This window comes from Sphingomonas sp. BL-S-30 (assembly GCF_055521475.1).
Genome location: NZ_CM145481.1, coordinates 1348170 through 1367224, shown reverse-complemented (window position 1 = coordinate 1367224; position 19055 = coordinate 1348170). Strand labels below are relative to the sequence as shown.

At 65.2% G+C, this 19055-nt stretch carries 14 protein-coding genes; 8 read left to right on the top strand and 6 right to left on the bottom strand.

Translation table 11 applies throughout. The annotated features are described in order from the left end of the window. Positions 1–582: 582 nt before the first annotated feature. From ACZ1I5_RS06335 to tpiA, 4 genes are all read right to left on the bottom strand, one after another. Positions 583–3240 (bottom strand): RHS repeat protein, encoded by a 2658-nt coding sequence (locus tag ACZ1I5_RS06335; protein ID WP_465172864.1) that lies wholly within the window; start codon positions 3238–3240, stop codon positions 583–585. A 23-nt stretch (positions 3241–3263) separates the two neighbouring features. Next, the gene (locus ACZ1I5_RS06330; protein ID WP_465172863.1) at positions 3264–5024 is read right to left on the bottom strand and encodes a hypothetical protein; all 1761 of its coding nucleotides are present in this window, start codon (positions 5022–5024) and stop codon (positions 3264–3266) included. Positions 5025–5206: 182 nt separating this feature from the next. Beyond that, a complete protein-coding gene (locus ACZ1I5_RS06325) occupies positions 5207–5680 on the bottom strand; it encodes an Ig-like domain-containing protein (protein WP_465173905.1) in 474 nt (157 codons plus the stop codon). A 1374-nt stretch (positions 5681–7054) separates the two neighbouring features. Further along, positions 7055–7804 carry a triose-phosphate isomerase gene (gene tpiA / locus ACZ1I5_RS06320; RefSeq protein ID WP_465172862.1) on the bottom strand — a complete coding sequence of 250 codons (750 nt, stop codon included), beginning with the start codon at positions 7802–7804 and terminating at the stop codon, positions 7055–7057. A gap of 137 nt (positions 7805–7941) precedes the next feature. Here tpiA and ACZ1I5_RS06315 point away from each other — a divergent pair, with 137 nt between their 5' ends. Continuing rightward, on the top strand, positions 7942–9885 hold the full coding sequence (locus ACZ1I5_RS06315; RefSeq protein ID WP_465172861.1) for a peptidylprolyl isomerase: 1944 nt from the start codon (positions 7942–7944) through the stop codon (positions 9883–9885). 16 nt (positions 9886–9901) lie between these two features. Continuing rightward, on the top strand, positions 9902–11401 hold the full coding sequence (gene trpE / locus ACZ1I5_RS06310; RefSeq protein ID WP_465172860.1) for an anthranilate synthase component I: 1500 nt from the start codon (positions 9902–9904) through the stop codon (positions 11399–11401). A gap of 162 nt (positions 11402–11563) precedes the next feature. Here trpE and ACZ1I5_RS06305 read toward each other — a convergent pair whose 3' ends face one another. Continuing rightward, a complete protein-coding gene (locus tag ACZ1I5_RS06305) occupies positions 11564–11971 on the bottom strand; it encodes a hypothetical protein (protein ID WP_465172859.1) in 408 nt (135 codons plus the stop codon). A gap of 135 nt (positions 11972–12106) precedes the next feature. Between ACZ1I5_RS06305 and ACZ1I5_RS06300 the strand changes: the two genes are divergently transcribed. From ACZ1I5_RS06300 to ACZ1I5_RS06275, 6 genes are all read left to right on the top strand, one after another. Then, on the top strand, positions 12107–12691 hold the full coding sequence (locus ACZ1I5_RS06300) for an anthranilate synthase component II (protein WP_465172858.1): 585 nt from the start codon (positions 12107–12109) through the stop codon (positions 12689–12691). A 136-nt stretch (positions 12692–12827) separates the two neighbouring features. Further along, a complete protein-coding gene (gene trpD, locus ACZ1I5_RS06295) occupies positions 12828–13814 on the top strand; it encodes an anthranilate phosphoribosyltransferase (RefSeq protein WP_465172857.1) in 987 nt (328 codons plus the stop codon). Continuing rightward, complete coding sequence (gene trpC, locus ACZ1I5_RS06290; RefSeq protein WP_465172856.1) at positions 13811–14596, top strand: indole-3-glycerol phosphate synthase TrpC; 786 nt, start codon at positions 13811–13813, stop codon at positions 14594–14596. Before trpD ends, trpC begins: the two co-directional genes overlap by 4 nt. Positions 14597–14940: 344 nt before the next feature. After that, the gene (gene moaC, locus ACZ1I5_RS06285; protein WP_465172855.1) at positions 14941–15405 is read left to right on the top strand and encodes a cyclic pyranopterin monophosphate synthase MoaC; all 465 of its coding nucleotides are present in this window, start codon (positions 14941–14943) and stop codon (positions 15403–15405) included. 64 nt (positions 15406–15469) lie between these two features. Next, entirely contained in the window at positions 15470–15826 is a 357-nt protein-coding gene (locus ACZ1I5_RS06280; RefSeq protein ID WP_465172854.1) for an ArsR/SmtB family transcription factor, read from the top strand. Continuing rightward, on the top strand, positions 15810–16286 hold the full coding sequence (locus ACZ1I5_RS06275; RefSeq protein WP_465172853.1) for an SRPBCC family protein: 477 nt from the start codon (positions 15810–15812) through the stop codon (positions 16284–16286). Before ACZ1I5_RS06280 ends, ACZ1I5_RS06275 begins: the two co-directional genes overlap by 17 nt. Positions 16287–16484: 198 nt before the next feature. Here the strand turns inward: ACZ1I5_RS06275 and ACZ1I5_RS06270 are convergent, their stop codons facing one another. After that, complete coding sequence (locus ACZ1I5_RS06270) at positions 16485–18797, bottom strand: TonB-dependent receptor (protein WP_465172852.1); 2313 nt, start codon at positions 18795–18797, stop codon at positions 16485–16487. Between the last annotated feature and the right edge of the window lie 258 nt (positions 18798–19055).

The window sequence follows — 19055 nt, the reverse complement described above, 5'->3', positions numbered from 1 at the left end:
CGCTACATGGGGGGGAGCGTTCGGGCCGTTCAATCATATTCAGGTATGAACGCCGACCACTCATAGCGCCCGCCGCCCTCGCACGCTCAATCTAGCAGAAGCGGGCCCGACTACGGGCGACCGGCACTCGCCTAGATGAAGATTTCGCGCCTCAACTAATGCCATCCGAACGCACAGGGTGCTATCGTGCCATTCCGTCATCATTCACATACGCTCTTGCGCCGAAGAACGGCTTTCTCATCGTCGCCATAGCCATGATAGGTAATGTCAACGCAAATCTTCTTCGAAGAAGTCCTGTCAGCAAATCCCTTGTCTAGAATATTGAATTCAACGTTCGTTTCTCCAGGCAACACCTCAATTTCGCACTCACCCGCTATATCTATCCCAGTCCGGTTCTCATAATTTCTGGTAACGCCGAATCTATTATAATACATCTTGTAGGTAACGATGCAGATTTTTTCGGACGCCGTTATACGCCCGACTAAGCCGCCCTCTCCTCTTACGACATTGACGTCAAAACCCGGACCGACATCGCGACATCCGCAGAGAAGGAAGATCAGCAATAAATATAGCGATCTCATTTTAATGCCCCACCACCAACGCCGCATAGCTGTCGGCGTTATTCAACCCGTCATTCCAATGCCATGGCAGATAGCTGGACCAGCTGTGCGTCAGCGCGGCGTCCGCGGTCATCCTGTAGGCGTTGTCCACGGCCCCGAATATATGTGTCGGTTCATGGATCAGTGTGCCTTCGCGATGCCACGCCGGCTCCGTGTAATAACTCGGTAGGATATTTATCTTTTGAGAGCCCAGGCTGGTGTAGGCCACGGCGTTGCCCGGCGCGCGCGCTGCGGTGACTTCACGGGCCGACGGCGTATGGTAATTATATTTCGCCCCGCTGTCCGCCAACACGCGCTCCGAATTGCCAAGCATGGCATCGACTTTCTTGAGCGTCGAATTGCTCGTCGAACCGAAGACTTTCGAAATAGCGGCTTTCACGGCCGCATCGCCGGCGGAGAGCTTACCGCCGCCCTCGATTCGACCGATCGCGCTCCTGACGGACCGCACATCTGTGAGCGCCTTGGCCTGTTCCTGCATGAGAACCGCACAATCGCTCTTCGAAACCGTGCCATCGCAGCCTGCAAGGCCTCTGGGATCGCTGCGATTGATCGGATCGTTTCCGACATAGGAATACAGATCCATTTGATCCTTGTATCCGATCGGGTCGGTCTGCAGAAATCGGCCCAGCTTTGCCGAGTAGATCCGCGCCTTGTAATGATACATCCCAAGGTCCGGCAGCCATGCCTGCCCGGTATATTGAAAGCGGCCGACATTGCCCGATCCAGGCACGCCATATTCGTCATAGCGATTGATCGCGGTCGGATTGCCCCAGCAATCTGCCTGCGCCACGATCGAGCCCTGGTGATCGCTGTGGAGGAACCGCGTCTGCGAACAGTCCAGCGCGCTGCCGGTATCCGCCAGGATCGGCTCATCCTGGCCGGCGCCATGAACATAACGTGCCAGCATCGCACCCGCGCCGTCATATTCGGCGACCAGCGCATCGCCATCGTACAGAAAGCGGGTGGTGCCCGACGCTCCGCCGGAGGTCTGGAACAGGCGGCCGAGGGGGTCATAGACCATGGTCGTCGTGAGCGTGCCCACCGCCGAGACCAGGCGGTTTTCCACGTCATAGGTGAAGCTGCTTCCGCCGGTCGATGCCAGGTTGCCGTTTGAATCATATCCAAGCGACCCCGCGCCGACCACGGTATATTGGTTCAGCCCGTTCACCGCATAGCCGGTCGTCCCGGCCACATATCCGGCGAACGCATAGGCGTCGTTCGATAGGTTCTGGCTGACGATCTGGCTCGCCGGATTATAGCTGAACGTCGTCGCGCCGTTCGACGCGCCCGAGGTGAAGGACTGAATCTCCGAAGCCAGACGCGACACTGGATCATAGCCATAGCTCGTCCCGCTGCTGGCGCGCAGCGTCGCCACTCGTCGCCCCTGCGCATCATAGGGGATGGTCAGGAACGGAACCGTGCCGGAACTCGCCGTATGCCAGGCCGCACTCGTCATCCGGTCGAGACCATCATAGCCATAGTCGACATAAACGCCGTCCGGATGGGTCAGGCGGATACGGTTGCCGTCGGCATCATATTGATAGCCGAGCGTGCGGCTGAGGCCGGCCATGCTGGTGTTGCTCGAGGTGAGCCGACCCGCGGAGTCATAGGACTGGGTGACCCCTTCGCTGCCCGCCGCGCTACTGTCGAACCGCGCGCTGAGCTGAAGCCCGCGTATGTCGTAATCATAATAGACGCTACGCACCGCCCAGGACGGCGGCGTCGTGCAGGCATAGCCGGCCACGCAGGCGCCGCTCACCAGTTTGGAGGTCATCCGGTTCAGCGCGTCGTAACCATAGGTCAGCATGCGCCCGTCACGCTTTCTCACGCTGGTCCGGTTGCCGTTCGCGTCATAGCCATATTCCTCATAGTCGGTTGCGCTGACGGCGCCGACCGCCGTCGCGGAGGGGAAACGCCAGCGATTTTGGCGATCCTGGCCGTCATATTCATATTGCGCCACATTGCCGTCGGCGTCGGTGACATATTGCTGCTTGCCATTGGGCGTATAGCTGTAGCCCGCATAGACCTGCTCCAGCGGCGTCCCCACCGCCTTCCTCGTCTGGGCGAGATGCCCGGCCGCGTCGTAGAGCAATTTGGTGATGCGGTCGGTCCCGAAGCTTCCCTGCGCGCCGAGGGAGCAGGCGCTTGCCGGCAAGGACGCGAAAGCGGCTGGATTCATCCGGATCGCAGTGCATTCGAGCCGCCCCATCGCATCGTAGCTGTACTGAGTCAGGATATGGATAATGTCTTCGCCCGACGTGCCTTTGGTGATGACGCTTTCCGTTACCTTTCGGTCCATCGCGTCATAGGCGGTCCTGACGATCTTGAAGACGGTGAAGCCGGCCCAGTCGGCCGGCCTGACGGTCTCCGCCTGCCATGCGGCGAGTTCTCCCGTCTCGACCTCCACCAGCCGTCCTGACGCGTCATAGCTGTTGCGCGTCGCGGCATGATGCAGCCCCCCCGCACCATCGGGATCCGCGGAAATATCCCCCGTCAGGCGCTGCATCAGGTCATAGCGGTGCCCGCTGGTAAAGGGCGACGCCGCGGATTGCGCCACGGCCTGTCCCGCCCCCATCATCATGGGCAGCGCGGCGATGGCGCCGATCGACTTGCTGTTCATCGAACGGATTCTCCCGAAGCCACTCATGGGCAACTCGTCAGCCCCGCACGGGGCGAGGTTTCGGACATGACATTGCCGTAGTCGTCATAGCCGTAGCACGAGCGCAGATTGAGCTTTCCGGCGCCCTGATCGACTACCTTGCCCCGGGGCAGCAGCGTATTGGCTGATCCGGCCGCGCCATATTCGTAGGTCGTCACGACCTTCACCGCACCGGCTGCGGTCGAACAGGCGGCCGCGCTGCTGCCGGCCGCGCCTTCGCATAGCGTCTCGCTCGTCAGCATCGACACGGGGCTGGCCGCCTGGACCAGCGAACCGGCACTGTTCTTCACATAGGCATAGAGGTCGGCATAGGTGAATAGCTTCACCTGCCTGACATTATGGGCATCCGCAGGGCCGACTTCCGAGACCGGCTGACCGTGCCCGTTGTACGCGATCGCCGTCACGCCGCCCGCGGGGTCAGTGACGGTTCTGGGCTTGTCGCAGGTCATCGAACTCCATGTGCAGGGATCGAATGTCTGGTGACGCGCCAGGGTCGGCCCGCCTGATGGCTTGGGATAGGCGATCTCGTCGACCGCATTGCCGGCGGCGTCGCGGACCGAACTCACATAGTTGAGCTCAGGCCATTGCGCCTTCGTCTCCATGCCATCCTGGTTGGTCTGGAATGTATAGACACGGTTGAGCGGGTCGACCCACTGAACCAGAGCGGATTCGCCATCGCGCAGTGTGTTTTGAGAGTAATATTTGTTGATCACTCCGCCCGGCTCGGTGGACGTGACCAGACCGGCAGACACATTATAGGCGTAGCTGGTCGTCTTTCCCGGCAGGATCGCGCTTACCACCCGGGAATCCGACCCCATCGAACAGGCGGACGGCGGGCTGGCGGGAACGGGGACGCACTGCGGCACATAGTTGAAGACATATTTTATGTTTTCCACCGTGCTGCCGGGATTGGTGATCGACAAGGTCGAGGAGGGGCCGCTCACGCTGCGATAGACGGTCACGCCCCCCATCGCGTCCGTGACGGAGGTGGTGCCGATGACCGGCGGGGAAGTGGGGGAACCGGTCGATGTATAGGAATAGGTCGCCGTCGGCCACGGATGGGACAATACGCAGGAATCCGCGTCCGGATCGCAATATTCGACGGCGTTGTTGATCGCCTTCGCCGATGTCCGGGTGCCCCACCCCGCACCTGTCACGATGTTGCTCTGATAGGTGAACTTTATCTGATAGCCGGTGTTCGTGGTCACCGATTGAATGCGCACGGCGGGGAAATATGTCTGGGGAATAACCTTGTAATGGATCGTCCAGACTACCCCGCTGCCGTAGACGACCGAATCCGCGAGACGATATACGTCCTCTGATCCGTCCCCATATGATCCGTAATGATCCCAGATGCTAAGGCCGAATATTACCTTGGTGCCGTTCCTCTGCTTGTAGACCGGGACCGCGCTAGTTTGGGAGCTGATAGTGGCGCCCGGCCCCACGCCCCAACTCCCGAAACTGTCGCCGGCCGGGCCGAAGGATGCGGTAATGGACTGATACGGCGCATCCATCGTGTCGACTTCGTAATAGGTATTGTCGAACGAATCGCGGAAGATGCCGCCGCCGAGATATCGCGCGAAGTGCAACCCGTTTTCTCCGGGCGGCCCGATGTCGAGCTCCGCGCGGAAATAGACCGGGTTGCCGGTCCGCACGTCGACTCCGTTCGAATCGATGCGCGGGCTCTTGGGCGGTGGCGGGAGCTGGGCGGAAGCCTGGGCACCGATCGACGCCAGTATCGCCATGGCGATATAACCTGGTCCACCGGCAAGCGACGAAAAACGTCTGGACGACGTGGATCTTCCGATAATGCGCGACATCTGGAATGGGCTCATTACAGTTCACCCCGATAAATATACGCCATTCAGTCAGTAATTTGATGCCGCCCGGCCGGGCGGGCCCGCGATCATGCGTGTCTGCCGGTCGGTCATTGGAGTCCCCCTCCGCTGCACGCAAGGACCGGCCCAGTGACTTGCACCGAGAGCGTGCCGGTGGATGACGCGCCCAGGCTGTCCCGCACCAAATAATTGAAGGTCGTGCTGCCCCTGTCGCCGGCATCGACCTGTACCGAGCTGCTGCTGACTATTGTCGCGACCGTGTCCGATCCGCCGCTGACGGAAAGCAGCACGAGCGGCAAGTTGTTCTCCGGATCGCTGTCATTGGCGGTGAGGTTCACCGTGGCGCTGGTCCAGCAGCGCAGGCTCAGCGAATCCGCGACGGCAACCGGCGGAAGGTTTGTCGGGGTGGGGGTAGGTGTTGGTGTGGGTGTGGGCGTTGGCACGGGGGTAGGTGTTGGTGTTGGCGTTGGTGTTGGTGTTGGCGTCGTCGCGCAGGAGGGCGCGCCGCTCGTCCCCACGAAATACTGAGTCCGGTTGCCCGCCGGATCGAAGCATGTCGCCATGGTTACGCCGCTGCTCGGCCCGCCGGTCCTCGTCGTCGTGACCAAACGGCCGAGCGAATCGTACGTGTAGCTCGTCGTTTCGGAGGCGTGCGCAGGGGTTCCGGCGACGAGCACCGCGGGCGCAACCCCACAAAGCAGCAACCGACGCGCCGGCATATGGCGATCCCTCCTCCGCCGTCCGGATCCTGCCCGAACCGCACGCCGAAACTCCGTTATCCCGCCCGAGTCGTCAATCGCGCGGGCGGCAGATGGATCGGATTTGGTTGCTTTAACCGACTCATTTTGCAGGGTTTATCCTGCGCGCTGGCGCCAAGCCCGTCGAATGGCGCTTCGAAAACGGATATGCCGGCGTCACGCCGATAACCGGTTGAAGCGAACAACACAGGATGCGACCACAGTGGACTTTCGGCGACCTTCCGCCGCGCCTGGCTGGCGCAAACGTCCGGCCGCTTTCCCGCTCCAATGCGGCAAGAAACGCGGCATCGCCCACCGGACGGCCGATCGTCTCGGCTTTCCGCAGTCTCGCAAACCGCGCCTCCTCCTCCCCGGCCGAAAGCAAGGCGTGGAAGTCGGGCTGGCGCTCCCGCACCGGCGCGACCGCCGTCACCCGGTCGTCCGCGACTTGGCCAGATGCGCATGAACGCTCGACCGAGAGACCGCCCCTGCCACATTCCCCCCGAATCGTAATCATCGATCAGACATCGCCAGACTACGTGCCAATCCTAAGATCAGGCACAGGAGATGCTTCGAAAATGGCGGTTATTTTACTCGCCGGGGATTGAGGTTACCTCGAAACGCAGGGGCTTGCCTTTACCCTGCCGGAGCCAGTAGCGCTGGCACGCGCGACCGATTTTCTCAAGCGTCGCAGGCGACTGCGTCACCCTCGCGATTCGTGCGGCGACGTCGCGAGCCAGGCGCCGGCCGGCTTGGGCGCATGCCGATAGCTGGCCCGATTATCTCCATTATCGCGCGAATTGCGCCAGCGGATGGCACGCCCCCGGCCACAGCACAGGTCAATTCAATCGCCCCGCGCACCCGCCTAAGCTGCGCCCGCCGCCGGCATCGCCACCGCCGCCGAAGGGATGCGCCATGACAGTAAACCCGACCCGCCCCACCTATTCGCAACTACAGCCCCAAGAACAACCGATAGGGGTCGCGAAATTCGGAAAGAACCCGCCCAATCCACATCCCGCACTTTATCACCGCGCGTTTCTTGCCGCACCCGCATCAATAGTAACGACTACGCAACCCCCGCCGCAAACCGCTAATACCGCCCGATTCCGCCCCTCTCGCAAGTGGGTCGCGAAATTCCGCGAATACTGTCCGATTCGCCCCCGCTTCCAACACCAATACTTCACGCGAGGCGGCGCGCCCTCACCCCAGCGCCGCGCCTGCCTCGATGATCGGCACGAACTTCGCCGCGGTCAGGCTCGCCCCGCCGACCAGCGCGCCGTCGACATCGCCTGCCCCCAGCAGTTCCGCCGCATTGTCGCCCGTCACCGATCCGCCGTACAGGATGCGCACCGCATCGGCCTCCACGCCGATCAGGTCGCGCAGCCGCGCGCGGATCGCGCCGTGCATCGCGGCCACGTCGTCGACGGTCGGCGTGCGCCCGGTGCCGATCGCCCAGACCGGCTCGTACGCGATCGACAGCCAGTCGGCCGCCGCGCCCTCGGGCAGCGATGCCGCGAGCTGCCCGGTCACCACGTCTTCCGCCCGGCCCGCATCGCGCTCGTCGAGCGTCTCGCCGACGCACAGGATCGCGCTCAGCCCGCCGCGGCGCAACGCCTCGGCCTTGGCCTTCACCTCGGCGTCGGTCTCATGGCAATCCGCCCGGCGCTCGCTATGCCCGACGATCGAGAAGACGGCCCCCGCCTCCTTCACCAGCGCGACCGAGATGCAGCCGGTATGCGCGCCCTTGTCGACCGGGTGCACGTCCTGCGCGCCGATCGCGAGACCAGGCACGCGCGCCGCAGCGCCGGCGATCAGGGTTGCCGGCACCGCGATCGCGACATCGACGCCGGGCGCCGCCACCGCCGCCGCGGCGATGCCGTCCAGCTCGGCCAGGGCAGCCAGGCTGCCGTTCATCTTCCAGTTCCCTGCAATCAGCCTGCGTCGTGCCAAAGCCGCGTCTCCCCGTTTGATGCGTCAGCCGATAGCGCCCCCTTTCCGGATCGCACAAGCTTGAAGGAGCGTGCCGGTCCCCGTAAAGCGTCGCAGTTCGTTACCTTTCAGCCCCAATAGATCGGCTCTTCTCGACCATGCTCAGTCTCATCCGCCGCGCCGTCAATTCGAAGGTGGGGGTCTTCATCACCCTCGGCGTGCTCGCGCTGATCGCGCTCCTGTTCGGCATGGAAGGCACCGGCATGGGCGGCTCCGGCCGTATATCGGGCGATTCGGTCGTGAAGGTCGGCGGCACCCAGCTCAGCGAGGTGGATCTGCGCGAGCGCGTGCAGAACCAGCTCGACGGCGCCCGCCGCGAGCAGCCGACGCTCGACATGGTCCAGTTCGTCAACCAGGGCGGCGTCGAGTCGACGCTGGAAGGCACGATCAACACCTTCGCGCTGACCGAGTTCGCGCAGGACCAGGGTCTGGTCGCGTCGAAGCGGCTGGTCGACGGCCGCATCGCCAGCCTGCCCGCGGTCCAGGGGCTCGACGGCAAGTTCAGCCAGAGCGCCTATGAGCAGTTCCTCGGCCGCGCCCGCCTGACCGACCGGCAGCTCCGCGCCGAGATCCTCAACGACACGCTCACCCAGCATCTGCTGGTGCCGACCTCCGGCGCGTCGCAGGTGCCGGTCAAGATGGCCCTGCCCTTCGCCTCGCTGCTGCTCGAAAAGCGCGACGGCCTGGTCGGCTTCATCCCCACCCCCGCCATGGGCAAGGGCGCGCCGCCCACCGATGCGGAACTCGCCACCTTCTACAAGCGCAACCTCGCCCGCTACACCGTGCCGGAACGCCGCGTGATCCGCTACGCGACCGTCACGCTGGACGGCATCAAGGCGATCGCGATCCCGACTGAGGCCGAGATCGCCAGGGGCTATGCGGCGCTGCAAAAGGCGAAGTTCCAGGCGACCGAGAAGCGCGACATCGTCCAGGTCGTCGTGCCGACCCAGGCGGCGGCGGCCACGCTCGTCGCCGCGGCCAAGGCCGGCTCGCTGGAGGCGGCGGCCCGCGCCGCCGGGCTCGAGCCCAACACGGTGAAGGCCGCGGAGAAGCCCGCTTACACCACTGCCAACTCGCCCGAGATCGCCAATGCCGCCTTCGCCGCCGCCAAGGGCGCGGTGCTCGGGCCGTTCCGCACGCCGCTCGGCTTCACCGTGCTGCGCGTCGACGGAATCGAGAAGGTCGAGGCCAAATCGCTCGAACAGGCCCGGCCAGAGCTGGTCACGCAGCTGAGCGCCGAAAAGGCGACCGCCATGCTGCAGCAGAAGCGCGACGCGATCGACACGGCGATCGGCAACCACGCGACCTTCGACGAGATCGTCGCCGACCAGAAACTGGCGGCCGCCAACACCGCGCCGCTCACCGCCAACGGCCTCAACCCCGACGATCTCGCCGCGAAGGCCGATCCCGCCTTCGACCAGGCGCTGCTCGCCGCCTTCGCCGCCGAGCAGGGCGACGATCCGCAGCTGGTGCCGGTCGGCCAGGACGGCAGCTTCTCGCTCGTGTCGCTGGCGCGCATCGTGCCCTCGGCGGCCCGTCCGCTCGCGCAGATCCGCGAGAAGGTGGCCAGCGACTTCGTCATCGACCGGGCCCAGCGCGCCGCGCGCCAGGCGGCGGTCGACGTCACCGCGCGCGTCAACAAGGGCATGACGCTCGCCCAGTCCATGGCCGAGACCAAATTGGCCATTCCCGGCCCGCAAACCGTCCCCGCGATCGCGCGCGGCCAGATCGAGAATACGCGCGAGCCGGTGCCGCCGGCGATCACGCTGATGTTCAGCATGGCGGAGAAAAAGGCGCGCATGATCGAGGCGCCGAACAAGGCCGGCTGGCTCATCGTCTATCTGAACCATATCGAGCACGGCAACGCCGCCGGCCAGAAGCCGGTGATCGACCGCGCCCGCGCGCAGATCGGCCAGGTGATCGGCCGCGAATATCTGCAGCAGTTCACGGAGGCGGTGCGCCGCTCGGTCGGCGTGAAGAAGAATGAAAAGGCGATCGGCGTGGTCCGCGCAGCGCTCACCGGCCAGGGCGGCTCCAATTAATCCTGGGGCGTCCGGAATGACCGAAGCCGCTATCGCCGCCCTCGCGGCGGGGCGGCCGGCCCTGGTGTGGCGCCGCCAGATCGCCGACACCGAGACTCCGGTCGCGGCGGCGCTCAAGCTGATCGAGCCGGGCCGCGGCGACTTCCTGCTCGAATCCGTCGAGGGCGGCGCGACACGCGGGCGGCACAGCCTGATCGGCCTCGCCCCCGATCTGCTGTTCCGTGCCGCCGGCCCCCGCGCCGAGATCAACCGCCACTGGCTGACCGACAGGGCAGCGTTCGAGCCGTGCGACGCGCCGACGCTGGAGGCCTTGCGCGCGCTCGTCGCCACCTGCCGCATGGACGTGCCGGCGGAGCTGCCCCCGGCGCTTGCCTGTCTTGTCGGCTATTTCGGCTATGAGACGGTCGGGCTGGTCGAAAAGCTCGATCGCCCGGCGAACGATCCGCTCGGCCTGCCCGACATGATGTTCGTCCGCCCGACGGTCGTGCTGATCTTCGACCGGCTGGCCGACGCGCTGTTCCTCGTCGCCCCGGTCTGGCCCGATACGGCGCGCGAGCCGGGCGCGATCGTCGTCGAGGCCCAGGACCGCATCGACGCCGTCGCCGCCCGCCTCGCCACCGCTGCGCTGCCGGCGCCGGTGCGCGCGGTCGATACGGCCGAGATCGCGCTCACGCCCGTCCTGGCCGAGGGCCGCTATGGCGAGATGGTCGCGCGCGCCAAGGACTATATCGTCGCCGGCGACATCTTCCAGGTCGTGCTCGCCCAGCGCTTCACCGCGCCCTTCGCGCTGCCCGCGTTCGAGCTCTACCGCGCGCTGCGCCGGATCAATCCGTCGCCCTTCCTCTATCATCTCGACCTGCCCGGCTTCGCGCTGACCGGCTCGAGTCCCGAGATCCTGGTGCGCGTGCGCGACGGCGAAGTCACCATCCGCCCGATCGCCGGCACCCGCCCGCGTGGACGTACGGCAGTCGAGGACGAGGCCAACCGCCAGAGCCTGCTCGCCGACCCCAAGGAGCGCGCCGAGCATCTCATGCTGCTCGACCTCGGCCGCAACGATGTCGGCCGGGTGGCGGAGGCAGGCTCGGTCAAGGTGACGGCGAGCTACACCACCGAGCTGTACAGCCATGTCATGCACATCGTGTCGAACGTGGTTGGGCGGCTCGACCAGAGCCACGACGCGCTCGACGCACTGTTCGCCGGCTTCCCCGCGGGCACGGTCAGCGGCGCGCCCAAGGTGCGCGCCTGCGGCGTGATCGCCGAACTGGAGCAGGAAGTGCGCGGCGCCTATGCCGGCGGCGTCGGCTATTTCTCGCCTGATGGATCGATGGACAGCTGCATCGTGCTGCGCACCGCGGTGGTCAAGGACGGCGTCATGCACGTCCAGGCCGGCGCCGGCATCGTCGCCGACAGCGACCCGGCCTATGAACAAAGGGAGTGCGAGGCCAAGGCCGGCGCGCTACTCGCGGCGGCACGCGAAGCGGTCGCGCAGGCATCGTCAGTGGGGTTCGGCCAATAACTCTTTTCATCCCTCCCCTTCAGGGGAGGGGCAAGGGGTGGGGCAGCCTTGATCGGGGCTCGACGCCCCGATCAAGGCTTCGGGCTTGGCGGGACGAGTTTTTCGGAGCGCGCAGACACGCGCACCTACCCCTTAACCCCTCCTTTTCGGCGAGGGGGAGGCTCAGGGAATTACGCTCTCCTGGCGCTTCTTCTCCGCGCGCTCGGCGGCGAATTGCTGATTCATCTTCAGCGCGCAGCCGGTCTGGCCACCCGATCCGACTGGCGAGCAGGTGTCGGGCAGACCGCCCGCCTCGCGCCCGACCTCATCGAGCGTCGCCGCGCGGTTGACCCAGCTGTTGGTCGCGGCGCTCTTCTTGGTCTCGCGCAGCGCCTTGGGGATTCGGTACGGCTCCTCCAGCGTGCTGCACACCACGACTTCGCCATCGACCGGCTTGGGGCAGGATTCGGCGCCGGTCAGCGTCACGTTGCGGATGCGCTCGGGCGGCTTGCCGGATTCGGCCTGCTGGTCCTGCGCATGCGCAACGCCCGAGAGCGACAGCAGAGCGGCGACGGCAATCATACGAAACATAAACGCGACCTCCTGGGCGGGCATCACTTCCACGCCTCGCTATTGCTCCGCCCTGAATGAAGCGGGAGCCGGCCCAAACCATGTCGGTATCGTGGCGTGGTTGCGCAAGCGCGCGCATCCTATATGGCGACGCGCATGATCCTCGTCATCGACAATTACGACAGCTTCACCTGGAACCTGGTCCATTATCTGATGGAGCTTGGCGCCGAAGTGAAAGTCGTGCGCAACGATTCCCTCACCGCCCGCGAGGCGATCGAGAGCAACGCGCAGGGCTTCCTGATCTCGCCCGGGCCCTGCACGCCGAACGAGGCGGGCATCAGCCTGGAACTCGTCGCGGCCTGCGCACAGGCCGAAAAGCCGTTGCTCGGCGTCTGCCTCGGCCATCAGGCGATCGGCCAGCATTTCGGCGGCCAGGTCGTGCGCGGCGGATTGATGCACGGCAAGACCTCGCCGGTGGTGCATGACGGCACTGGCCTGTTCGAAGGCCTGCCCTCGCCCTTCACCGCGACGCGCTATCACTCGCTGATCGTCGAGGACATTCCCGCCGACCTGATCGTCAACGCGACCGCCGACGACGGATCGGTGATGGGCTTCCGCCACGCGACCCTGCCGATCCACGGTGTGCAGTTCCACCCGGAAAGCATCGCGACCGAGCACGGCCATGCGCTGCTGGCGAATTTCGTGCGGCTCGCCGGTATCGATGTGAAGGCGCTGGCGTGAAGGCTGGAGGCGCTATCGCTCGCGGCGAAACTCTCCCCTCCCGCTTGCGGGAGGGGTCGGGGGAGAGCCTGTCCAATTCAGGGCGGCTTTCGGGGACATGCCCTCCCCTAACCCCTCCCGCAAGCGGGAGGGGAATATGACCCCTCTCCCCGATCCCACCACCCCTCTCTCCCACGAAAGCGCGGCACAAGCGTTCGCCGACATTCTCGACGCGAAGACCTCGGAAGAGGCCATCGCCGAATTCCTCATCGCGCTCAGCGACCGGGGCGAGACCAGTATTGAGATCGCCGAGGCCGCCAGGGCGCTCCGCGCCCGCATGATCCCGATCGACGCGCCGCACGGGGCGATCGACGTGTGCGGCACCGGCGGCGACGGCCACCACACGCTCAACGTCTCCACCGCCGTCTCGATCATCGTCGCGGCCTGCGGCGTACCCGTCGCCAAGCACGGCAACCGCGCCGCCTCGAGCAAGGCCGGCGCCGCCGATACGCTCGAGGCGCTTGGCCTCGACATGGAGCGCGCCGGCCTGAACGCCGAGGCGAGCTTGCGCGATATCGGTATCGCTTTCCTGTTCGCGGCGAACCATCATCCGGTGATGAAGCGCATCACCCCGATCCGTCGCCATATCGGCCGCCGCACCATCTTCAACCTGATGGGCCCGCTCTCCAATCCGGCACGCGTCACCCGCCAGCTGATCGGCATCGCCCGCCCCGATTACGCCGCGCCCTATGCCCAGGCGCTCGAACAGCTCGGTATCGAAGCTGCTCTGGTCGTCTCGGGCGAGGAAGGGCTGGACGAAGTCTCGGGCGCCGGTCCGACCGTCACGGTCAGCATCGGCAGCCTCTCGATGCCGGCCCGCATCGCCCCCGAGGACGCCGGCCTGCCCCGCCATGCCATCGCGGCGATCCGCGGCGGCGATCCCGAATACAACGCCGCGGCGCTGCGCCGCCTGCTCACCGGCGAGCAGGGCGGATATCGCGACGCCGTCCTCCTCAACGCGGCCGCCGCGCTGATGGTCGCGGACAAGGCCGCCGACCTGACCGAAGGCGCCGGCCTGGCCGCCGAAGCGATCGATTCCGGCGCGGCCCGGACCCTGCTCGATCGCTGGATCGCTTACCCATGACTGACATCCTCGAACGCATTCTCGAAACCAAGCGCGCCGAAGTCGCCGCGCGCAAGGCGACCATGCCGCTGTCGGAAATCGACGCGTGCATCGAGCGCCAGACCAAGCCGCGCGGCTTCCGCGCCGCGCTCGACGCCAGGGCGAAGACCGGCCACGCGCTGATCGCCGAAGTCAAGAAGGCCAGCCCCTCGAAAGGCCTGATCCGCGCCGATTTCGATCCTCCCGCCCATGCCCGTGCCTATGAGGCCGGTGGCGCGGTCTGCCTGTCGGTGCTGACCGACGAACCCTGGTTCCAGGGCGCGGATTCCTATCTTACCGCCGCGCGCGATGCGTGCAGCCTGCCGGTGCTGCGCAAGGACTTCATGGTCGATCCCTGGCAGGTCCCCGAATCCCGCGCGATCGGCGCGGACGCGATCTTGCTGATCATGGCCGCGCTCGACGACAGCCTGCTCGCCGAGATCGAGGCGAGCGCGCTCGAATGCGGCATGGACGTGCTGATCGAGGTGCACGATGCGAAAGAGCTCGAACGCGCGCTGAAACTCAAGTCGCGGCTGATCGGGGTCAACAACCGCAACCTGCGCGATTTCAGCGTTGATTTCGACAACACCTATCGCCTGATCGGCAAGGCGCCCGCCGACTGCACCTTCGTCGCCGAAAGCGGCCTCACCATCCGCGCCGATCTCGACCAGATGGCGGAGCACGGCGTGCACTGCTTCCTGATCGGCGAGGCGCTGATGCGCCAGCATGACGTCGAGGCAGCGACACGGGCGCTGGTGGGGTAACCTTACCTCCGTCATGCCGGACTTGTTCCGGCATCCATGTCTCCGCAAGAGCTGCGTTCGGTGCGTGTGCGGCACGATGGACCCCGGAACAAGTCCGGGGTGACGGTCAGTTTATAGGGCGAAGTGGGTGCATCAGGGCGAAAAGACCCGATTTTCCTTCCGTTCGTTTCGAGCGTAGTCGAGAAACAGGCGCTAGAAGGATTGGGACAGACAATCCCTCCCCCGTTCGGGCTGAGCTTGTCGAAGCCCTGTCCTTCCTTCCGTGGAAGAGAAGAGCAGCCCTTCGACAGGCTCAGGGCGAACGGGGAAGTGGGGCGCTCGCACGAAAAACGAAGGCCGGCCGTATGACGCTCACCCATCTCGATGAAACCGGCGCCGCCCATATGGTCGATGTCTCAGGCAAGCCCATCACCGCCCGCGAAGCCAGGGCCACCGGCCGCATCGACATGTCCCAGGAAGCCGCCAGCGCGATCCGCGACGGCACCGCGCTGAAGGGCGACGTCCTCGCTGTCGCCCGCGTCGCCGGTATCATGGCCGCCAAGCGCACCAGCGAGTTGATCCCGCTCTGCCACCCCCTGCCCCTCACCCGCGTCGCCATCGACCTCGCCGTGGACGAAACCGGCGTGACCGCCACCGCCACCGCCGCGACCGAAGGCAAGACCGGGGTGGAGATGGAAGCGCTCACCGCCGTCTCGGTCACGCTGCTGACGGTCTACGACATGGCCAAGGCGATCGACAAAGGCATGACGATCGGCGGCGTCCGCCTGCTGACCAAGACCGGCGGCAAATCGGGCGAGTGGAAAGCCTGACCTCTCCATCCGCGGCAAACACTAAAGCAATTGCCTAACTATCGACGCCGCGTTAGTTAGGCATATGCTTAACCAACACGATTCGCTCGATCTCGCCTTCAGCGCGCTCGCCGACCGCACCCGCCGGTCGATCGTCGAGCGGCTGTCGCGCGGTGAGGCCTCGGTCAGTGAGCTGGCCCGCCCGCTCGCCATGTCGCTGCCCGCGGTCATGCAGCATATCGCCCTGCTCGAAAGCTCTGGGCTGGTCAGGTCGGAGAAGATCGGCCGGGTGCGCACCTGCAGCCTCGATACCGCCGCGCTCGGCCACGCGGAGCAGTGGATCCAGCAGCGTCGCGCCGAATGGGATCACCGTCTCGATCGGCTTGGCGACTATCTCGGCACGCTCATGAACAAAGGAGAAGACCATGGCACAAAAGGCTGAAACGCTTGAGCCCCTGCGAATCTCGCGCGTCTATCCGGTGCCGCGCGCGCTCGCCTTCGAGGCGTGGAGCACGGCCGAGCATGTGAAGCAATGGTTCGCGCCGGCGGTGTTCATGGTCCCCGAGGCGACCGTCGACATGCGGGTCGGCGGCACCTTCGATGTCTGCATGCGCGGCCCCGACGGCACGGAGCATTGGTCGCGCGGCAGCGTTGCCGAACTCGTGCCAAACGAGCGGCTGGTGCTCGACATGCGCGCCGAGGGCGGGGACGGGAAGCTGCTGTTCAACGCCTGGACCGAGGTGACTTTCTCGGACGAGGCCGGCGGCACGCGGATCGACGTCGTGCAGACCTATGTCTTCGCCGACATGACCTTGGCGCCGATGATGGTCCAGGGCGCGCCGATGGGCTGGAGCCAGACGCTCGACAAGCTGGGCGAGGAACTCGCCCGCATGGCCGGCTGAGTAATTCCTGAGCCGCTGCCCGTCAGCCAAGGCCTGACGGCAGCTATTGGCCACCCTCCGTTCGTCCTGAGTAGGGGCTGAGTAGCCGAAGGCGTAGCGAAGACCCGTATCGAAGGACATGGCGTGAGGCCTGTCCTTCGATACGCCATTTCGACAAGCTCAATGGTTACTCAGGACGAACGGAAGATATAAAGGTGCTTAGCGGAACTTGCCGCTCACCGAGATACCGATGACGCGCGGTTCGTTGAACACCGCCGCCATATAATTCTCGATCACACCCTTCAGGTTCTTCTCGTTGGTGATGTTGCGCCCGAACAGCGCAACCTCATAGGCACCGCCCGGCGCGGAGTATCCGAGCTTCAGGCCGCCCTCGAACGTGCCGTCCGAATAGAACTCCTTGGTCTTGTAGAGCACGAAGTTCGTATAGCCCTGCAGGTTCCAGTCGGTCGCCACGAACACCTTGCCGCCATTGCCCAGCGGCACGTCGTAACGGCCGTTGAAGTTGACGGTATATTCCGGCGCGTTCGGCAGCGGCTGGCCGTCGATCTGGGCGAACACCGCCGGCGATCCGAACACCGGCACCGTGATCGTCGGGTTCTGCACGGTGCAGACCACCACGCCGTTCAGCGCGCAGACCTGCGCATAGACGCGCTTGTCCTTGATCTCGCTGTGCAGCAGGCTGAGGCCCAGGCCGAGGCTCAGGTTGGACGTGGGGCGGAACTCCGCCTCGGCTTCCAGGCCGTACGCCTTGGCCTTGTCCGCGTTGAACAGCACGCCATTGCCGTTGGAGTCGTTGCCGTTCAGCTGGATGTCGTCGACGGTGTAGGTGAAGGCCGTCGCGTTCAGGCTCAGCATGTTGTTGAACAGCCGGCTCTTGAAGCCAGCTTCCCAGGACAGGATCGTCTCGGAATTCGCCGTGGTGAAGTCCGAATTGAACACCGCCGAACGACCCTGGATGGTCGGGCCGCGGAAACCGCGCGCGACGCGGGCATAGAGGCTCACGTCCGGATTGACCTGGTAGAGCGCGCTGAAATCCCAGCTCGGCTGCGTGTCCTTCAACTCGACGAAGCGGCGGCCGGTATAGGTCACCGCGTTCGTCGCGCTGTTGGCGGTCTTCAGCAGCTGGGTGGTCTTCTTGTCCTCCGTCACGCGGCCGCCGGCGGTGAGGGTGAGGCTCGGCAGGATCTCGTAGCTGAGCTGGCCGAACGCCGCCCAGGAGGTGTTCACGTCATGCAACCGCACCCAGTTGTTCGGGTTGCGCGCGGCAGTGGTGAGGAAATAGGCGCGCTGGTAGAAATCGGTGATGTCGCGAGAATCGAAATACATGCCGCCGATCTGCCACTTGAAGCGGCTGTCGCCGTCGCTGGCGAGCCGGACTTCCTGGGTGAACTGATCGAGATTGCGCACATTGCCCTGCGACTCGCCGAAGCCGGTGCCGCCGAAATTGGCCGCTGCGCCGCCGTCCGTGTCGCCGCGGCTGAAGCCGGAGGTCGTCTCGTACGCGCTGATCGAGGTCAGCACGACGCCGCCGAAATCATAGGCGGCGCGAACCGACTCGCCATAGGTGGTGTAGGCTTGCGGATTGTTCATCGCTTCGTCGAACGCGACCTTGTCGCGCGGCTCGGCGTCGACGCTGTTCGAACCCTTCTTCAGCGCGGCGCGGTGGAACAGGGTGGAGGTGCCGTCATAATCGCGGGCATGCGCGGAGACGTTGACCGAGAAGCGGTCGCCCGGCGTGAACAGCAGCTGGAAACGAATGTCGCGCTCGTCGAAGCCGCCCATCGCGTCCTTCTTCGGCGAGACGGTGCCGTCGGCGCTGGTGCCGGTGAATGTGTTGTCGACCCAGTCGTCACGGTGCTGGTACAGCGCCGAGACACGGAACGCGAGCAGGTCCTTGACGATCGGGCCGCCAACGCCGGCGTCAGCGGTGATCGTGTTGTAGCTGCCATAGGAGAACTGACCGCGGCCCTCGAACTCCTGGGTCGGCTTGATCGTGTCGAACTTGATGATGCCCGCCGTGGTGTTGCGGCCGAACAGCGATCCCTGCGGCCCGCGCAGCACTTCGGTCTGCGCCACGTCGAACACCGGGTTCGACTTCAGCACGACATGCTCGAGCACGACATCGTCCTGGATGATCGATACCGGCTGCGACGCGCCGAGATAGAAATCGATATTGCCGAGGCCGCGGATGTAGAAGCGCGGGAAGATGCGGCCGGTCGTCGTCTCGGCATACAGGCCGGGCACGCGGCCGGAGAGCGAGAGGATGTCGTCGCCGCCGGTCTGGAAGGAGCGCAGCGAGTCACCGGTGAGCGCCGTGACCGACAGCGGCGTGTTCAGCAAGGTCTCGGGGCGCCGTTCCGCCGTCACCACGATGTCGTTCAGCCCGACCTCCGCCGACTCCTGCGCCACCGGCGCGGCGGCCTCCTGGGCGGAGGCCCCGGTCGAACAGAGCAGCGCGCTGATAGCGGCACCGAACAGGAGGGAAGATTTGGCAACGGTGGATCTGGACACGGGAAACCCCTTTTAATCTGAACAAGACGCGCGGCTTTTTCCGAACCGAGACGAACGTCACGGTCCCCCGAATCGTTATCGATTTCGCTGGACGAGCCCCACGGACCGGGCCCCTAGGCGCGGAATAAGACCGTGGAATGACAGAGTCATTTCCTAGATGGAACGATCTGGTCGATTCAATCCGGAAGTGATCCGTGCGAGCGCGGCGCCCCGGGCAGCCGGCGTTCTTTCTCATCGTAACCATGAATGGTGGCGGCT

What these genes read in the sequence shown, in the direction of transcription:
- ACZ1I5_RS06335 (WP_465172864.1), bottom strand. Translation starts at nt 3,240, where the DNA reads ATGAACAGCAAGTCGATCGGCGCCATCGCCGCGCTGCCCATGATGATG.
- ACZ1I5_RS06330 (WP_465172863.1), bottom strand. Translation starts at nt 5,024, where the DNA reads ATGGCGATACTGGCGTCGATCGGTGCCCAGGCTTCCGCCCAGCTCCCG.
- ACZ1I5_RS06325 (WP_465173905.1), bottom strand. Translation starts at nt 5,680, where the DNA reads ATGGCGACATGCTTCGATCCGGCGGGCAACCGGACTCAGTATTTCGTG.
- ACZ1I5_RS06315 (WP_465172861.1), top strand. Translation starts at nt 7,942, where the DNA reads ATGCTCAGTCTCATCCGCCGCGCCGTCAATTCGAAGGTGGGGGTCTTC.
- trpE (WP_465172860.1), top strand. Translation starts at nt 9,902, where the DNA reads ATGACCGAAGCCGCTATCGCCGCCCTCGCGGCGGGGCGGCCGGCCCTG.
- ACZ1I5_RS06305 (WP_465172859.1), bottom strand. Translation starts at nt 11,971, where the DNA reads ATGTTTCGTATGATTGCCGTCGCCGCTCTGCTGTCGCTCTCGGGCGTT.
- ACZ1I5_RS06300 (WP_465172858.1), top strand. Translation starts at nt 12,107, where the DNA reads ATGATCCTCGTCATCGACAATTACGACAGCTTCACCTGGAACCTGGTC.
- trpD (WP_465172857.1), top strand. Translation starts at nt 12,828, where the DNA reads ATGACCCCTCTCCCCGATCCCACCACCCCTCTCTCCCACGAAAGCGCG.
- trpC (WP_465172856.1), top strand. Translation starts at nt 13,811, where the DNA reads ATGACTGACATCCTCGAACGCATTCTCGAAACCAAGCGCGCCGAAGTC.
- moaC (WP_465172855.1), top strand. Translation starts at nt 14,941, where the DNA reads ATGACGCTCACCCATCTCGATGAAACCGGCGCCGCCCATATGGTCGAT.
- ACZ1I5_RS06280 (WP_465172854.1), top strand. Translation starts at nt 15,470, where the DNA reads ATGCTTAACCAACACGATTCGCTCGATCTCGCCTTCAGCGCGCTCGCC.
- ACZ1I5_RS06275 (WP_465172853.1), top strand. Translation starts at nt 15,810, where the DNA reads ATGGCACAAAAGGCTGAAACGCTTGAGCCCCTGCGAATCTCGCGCGTC.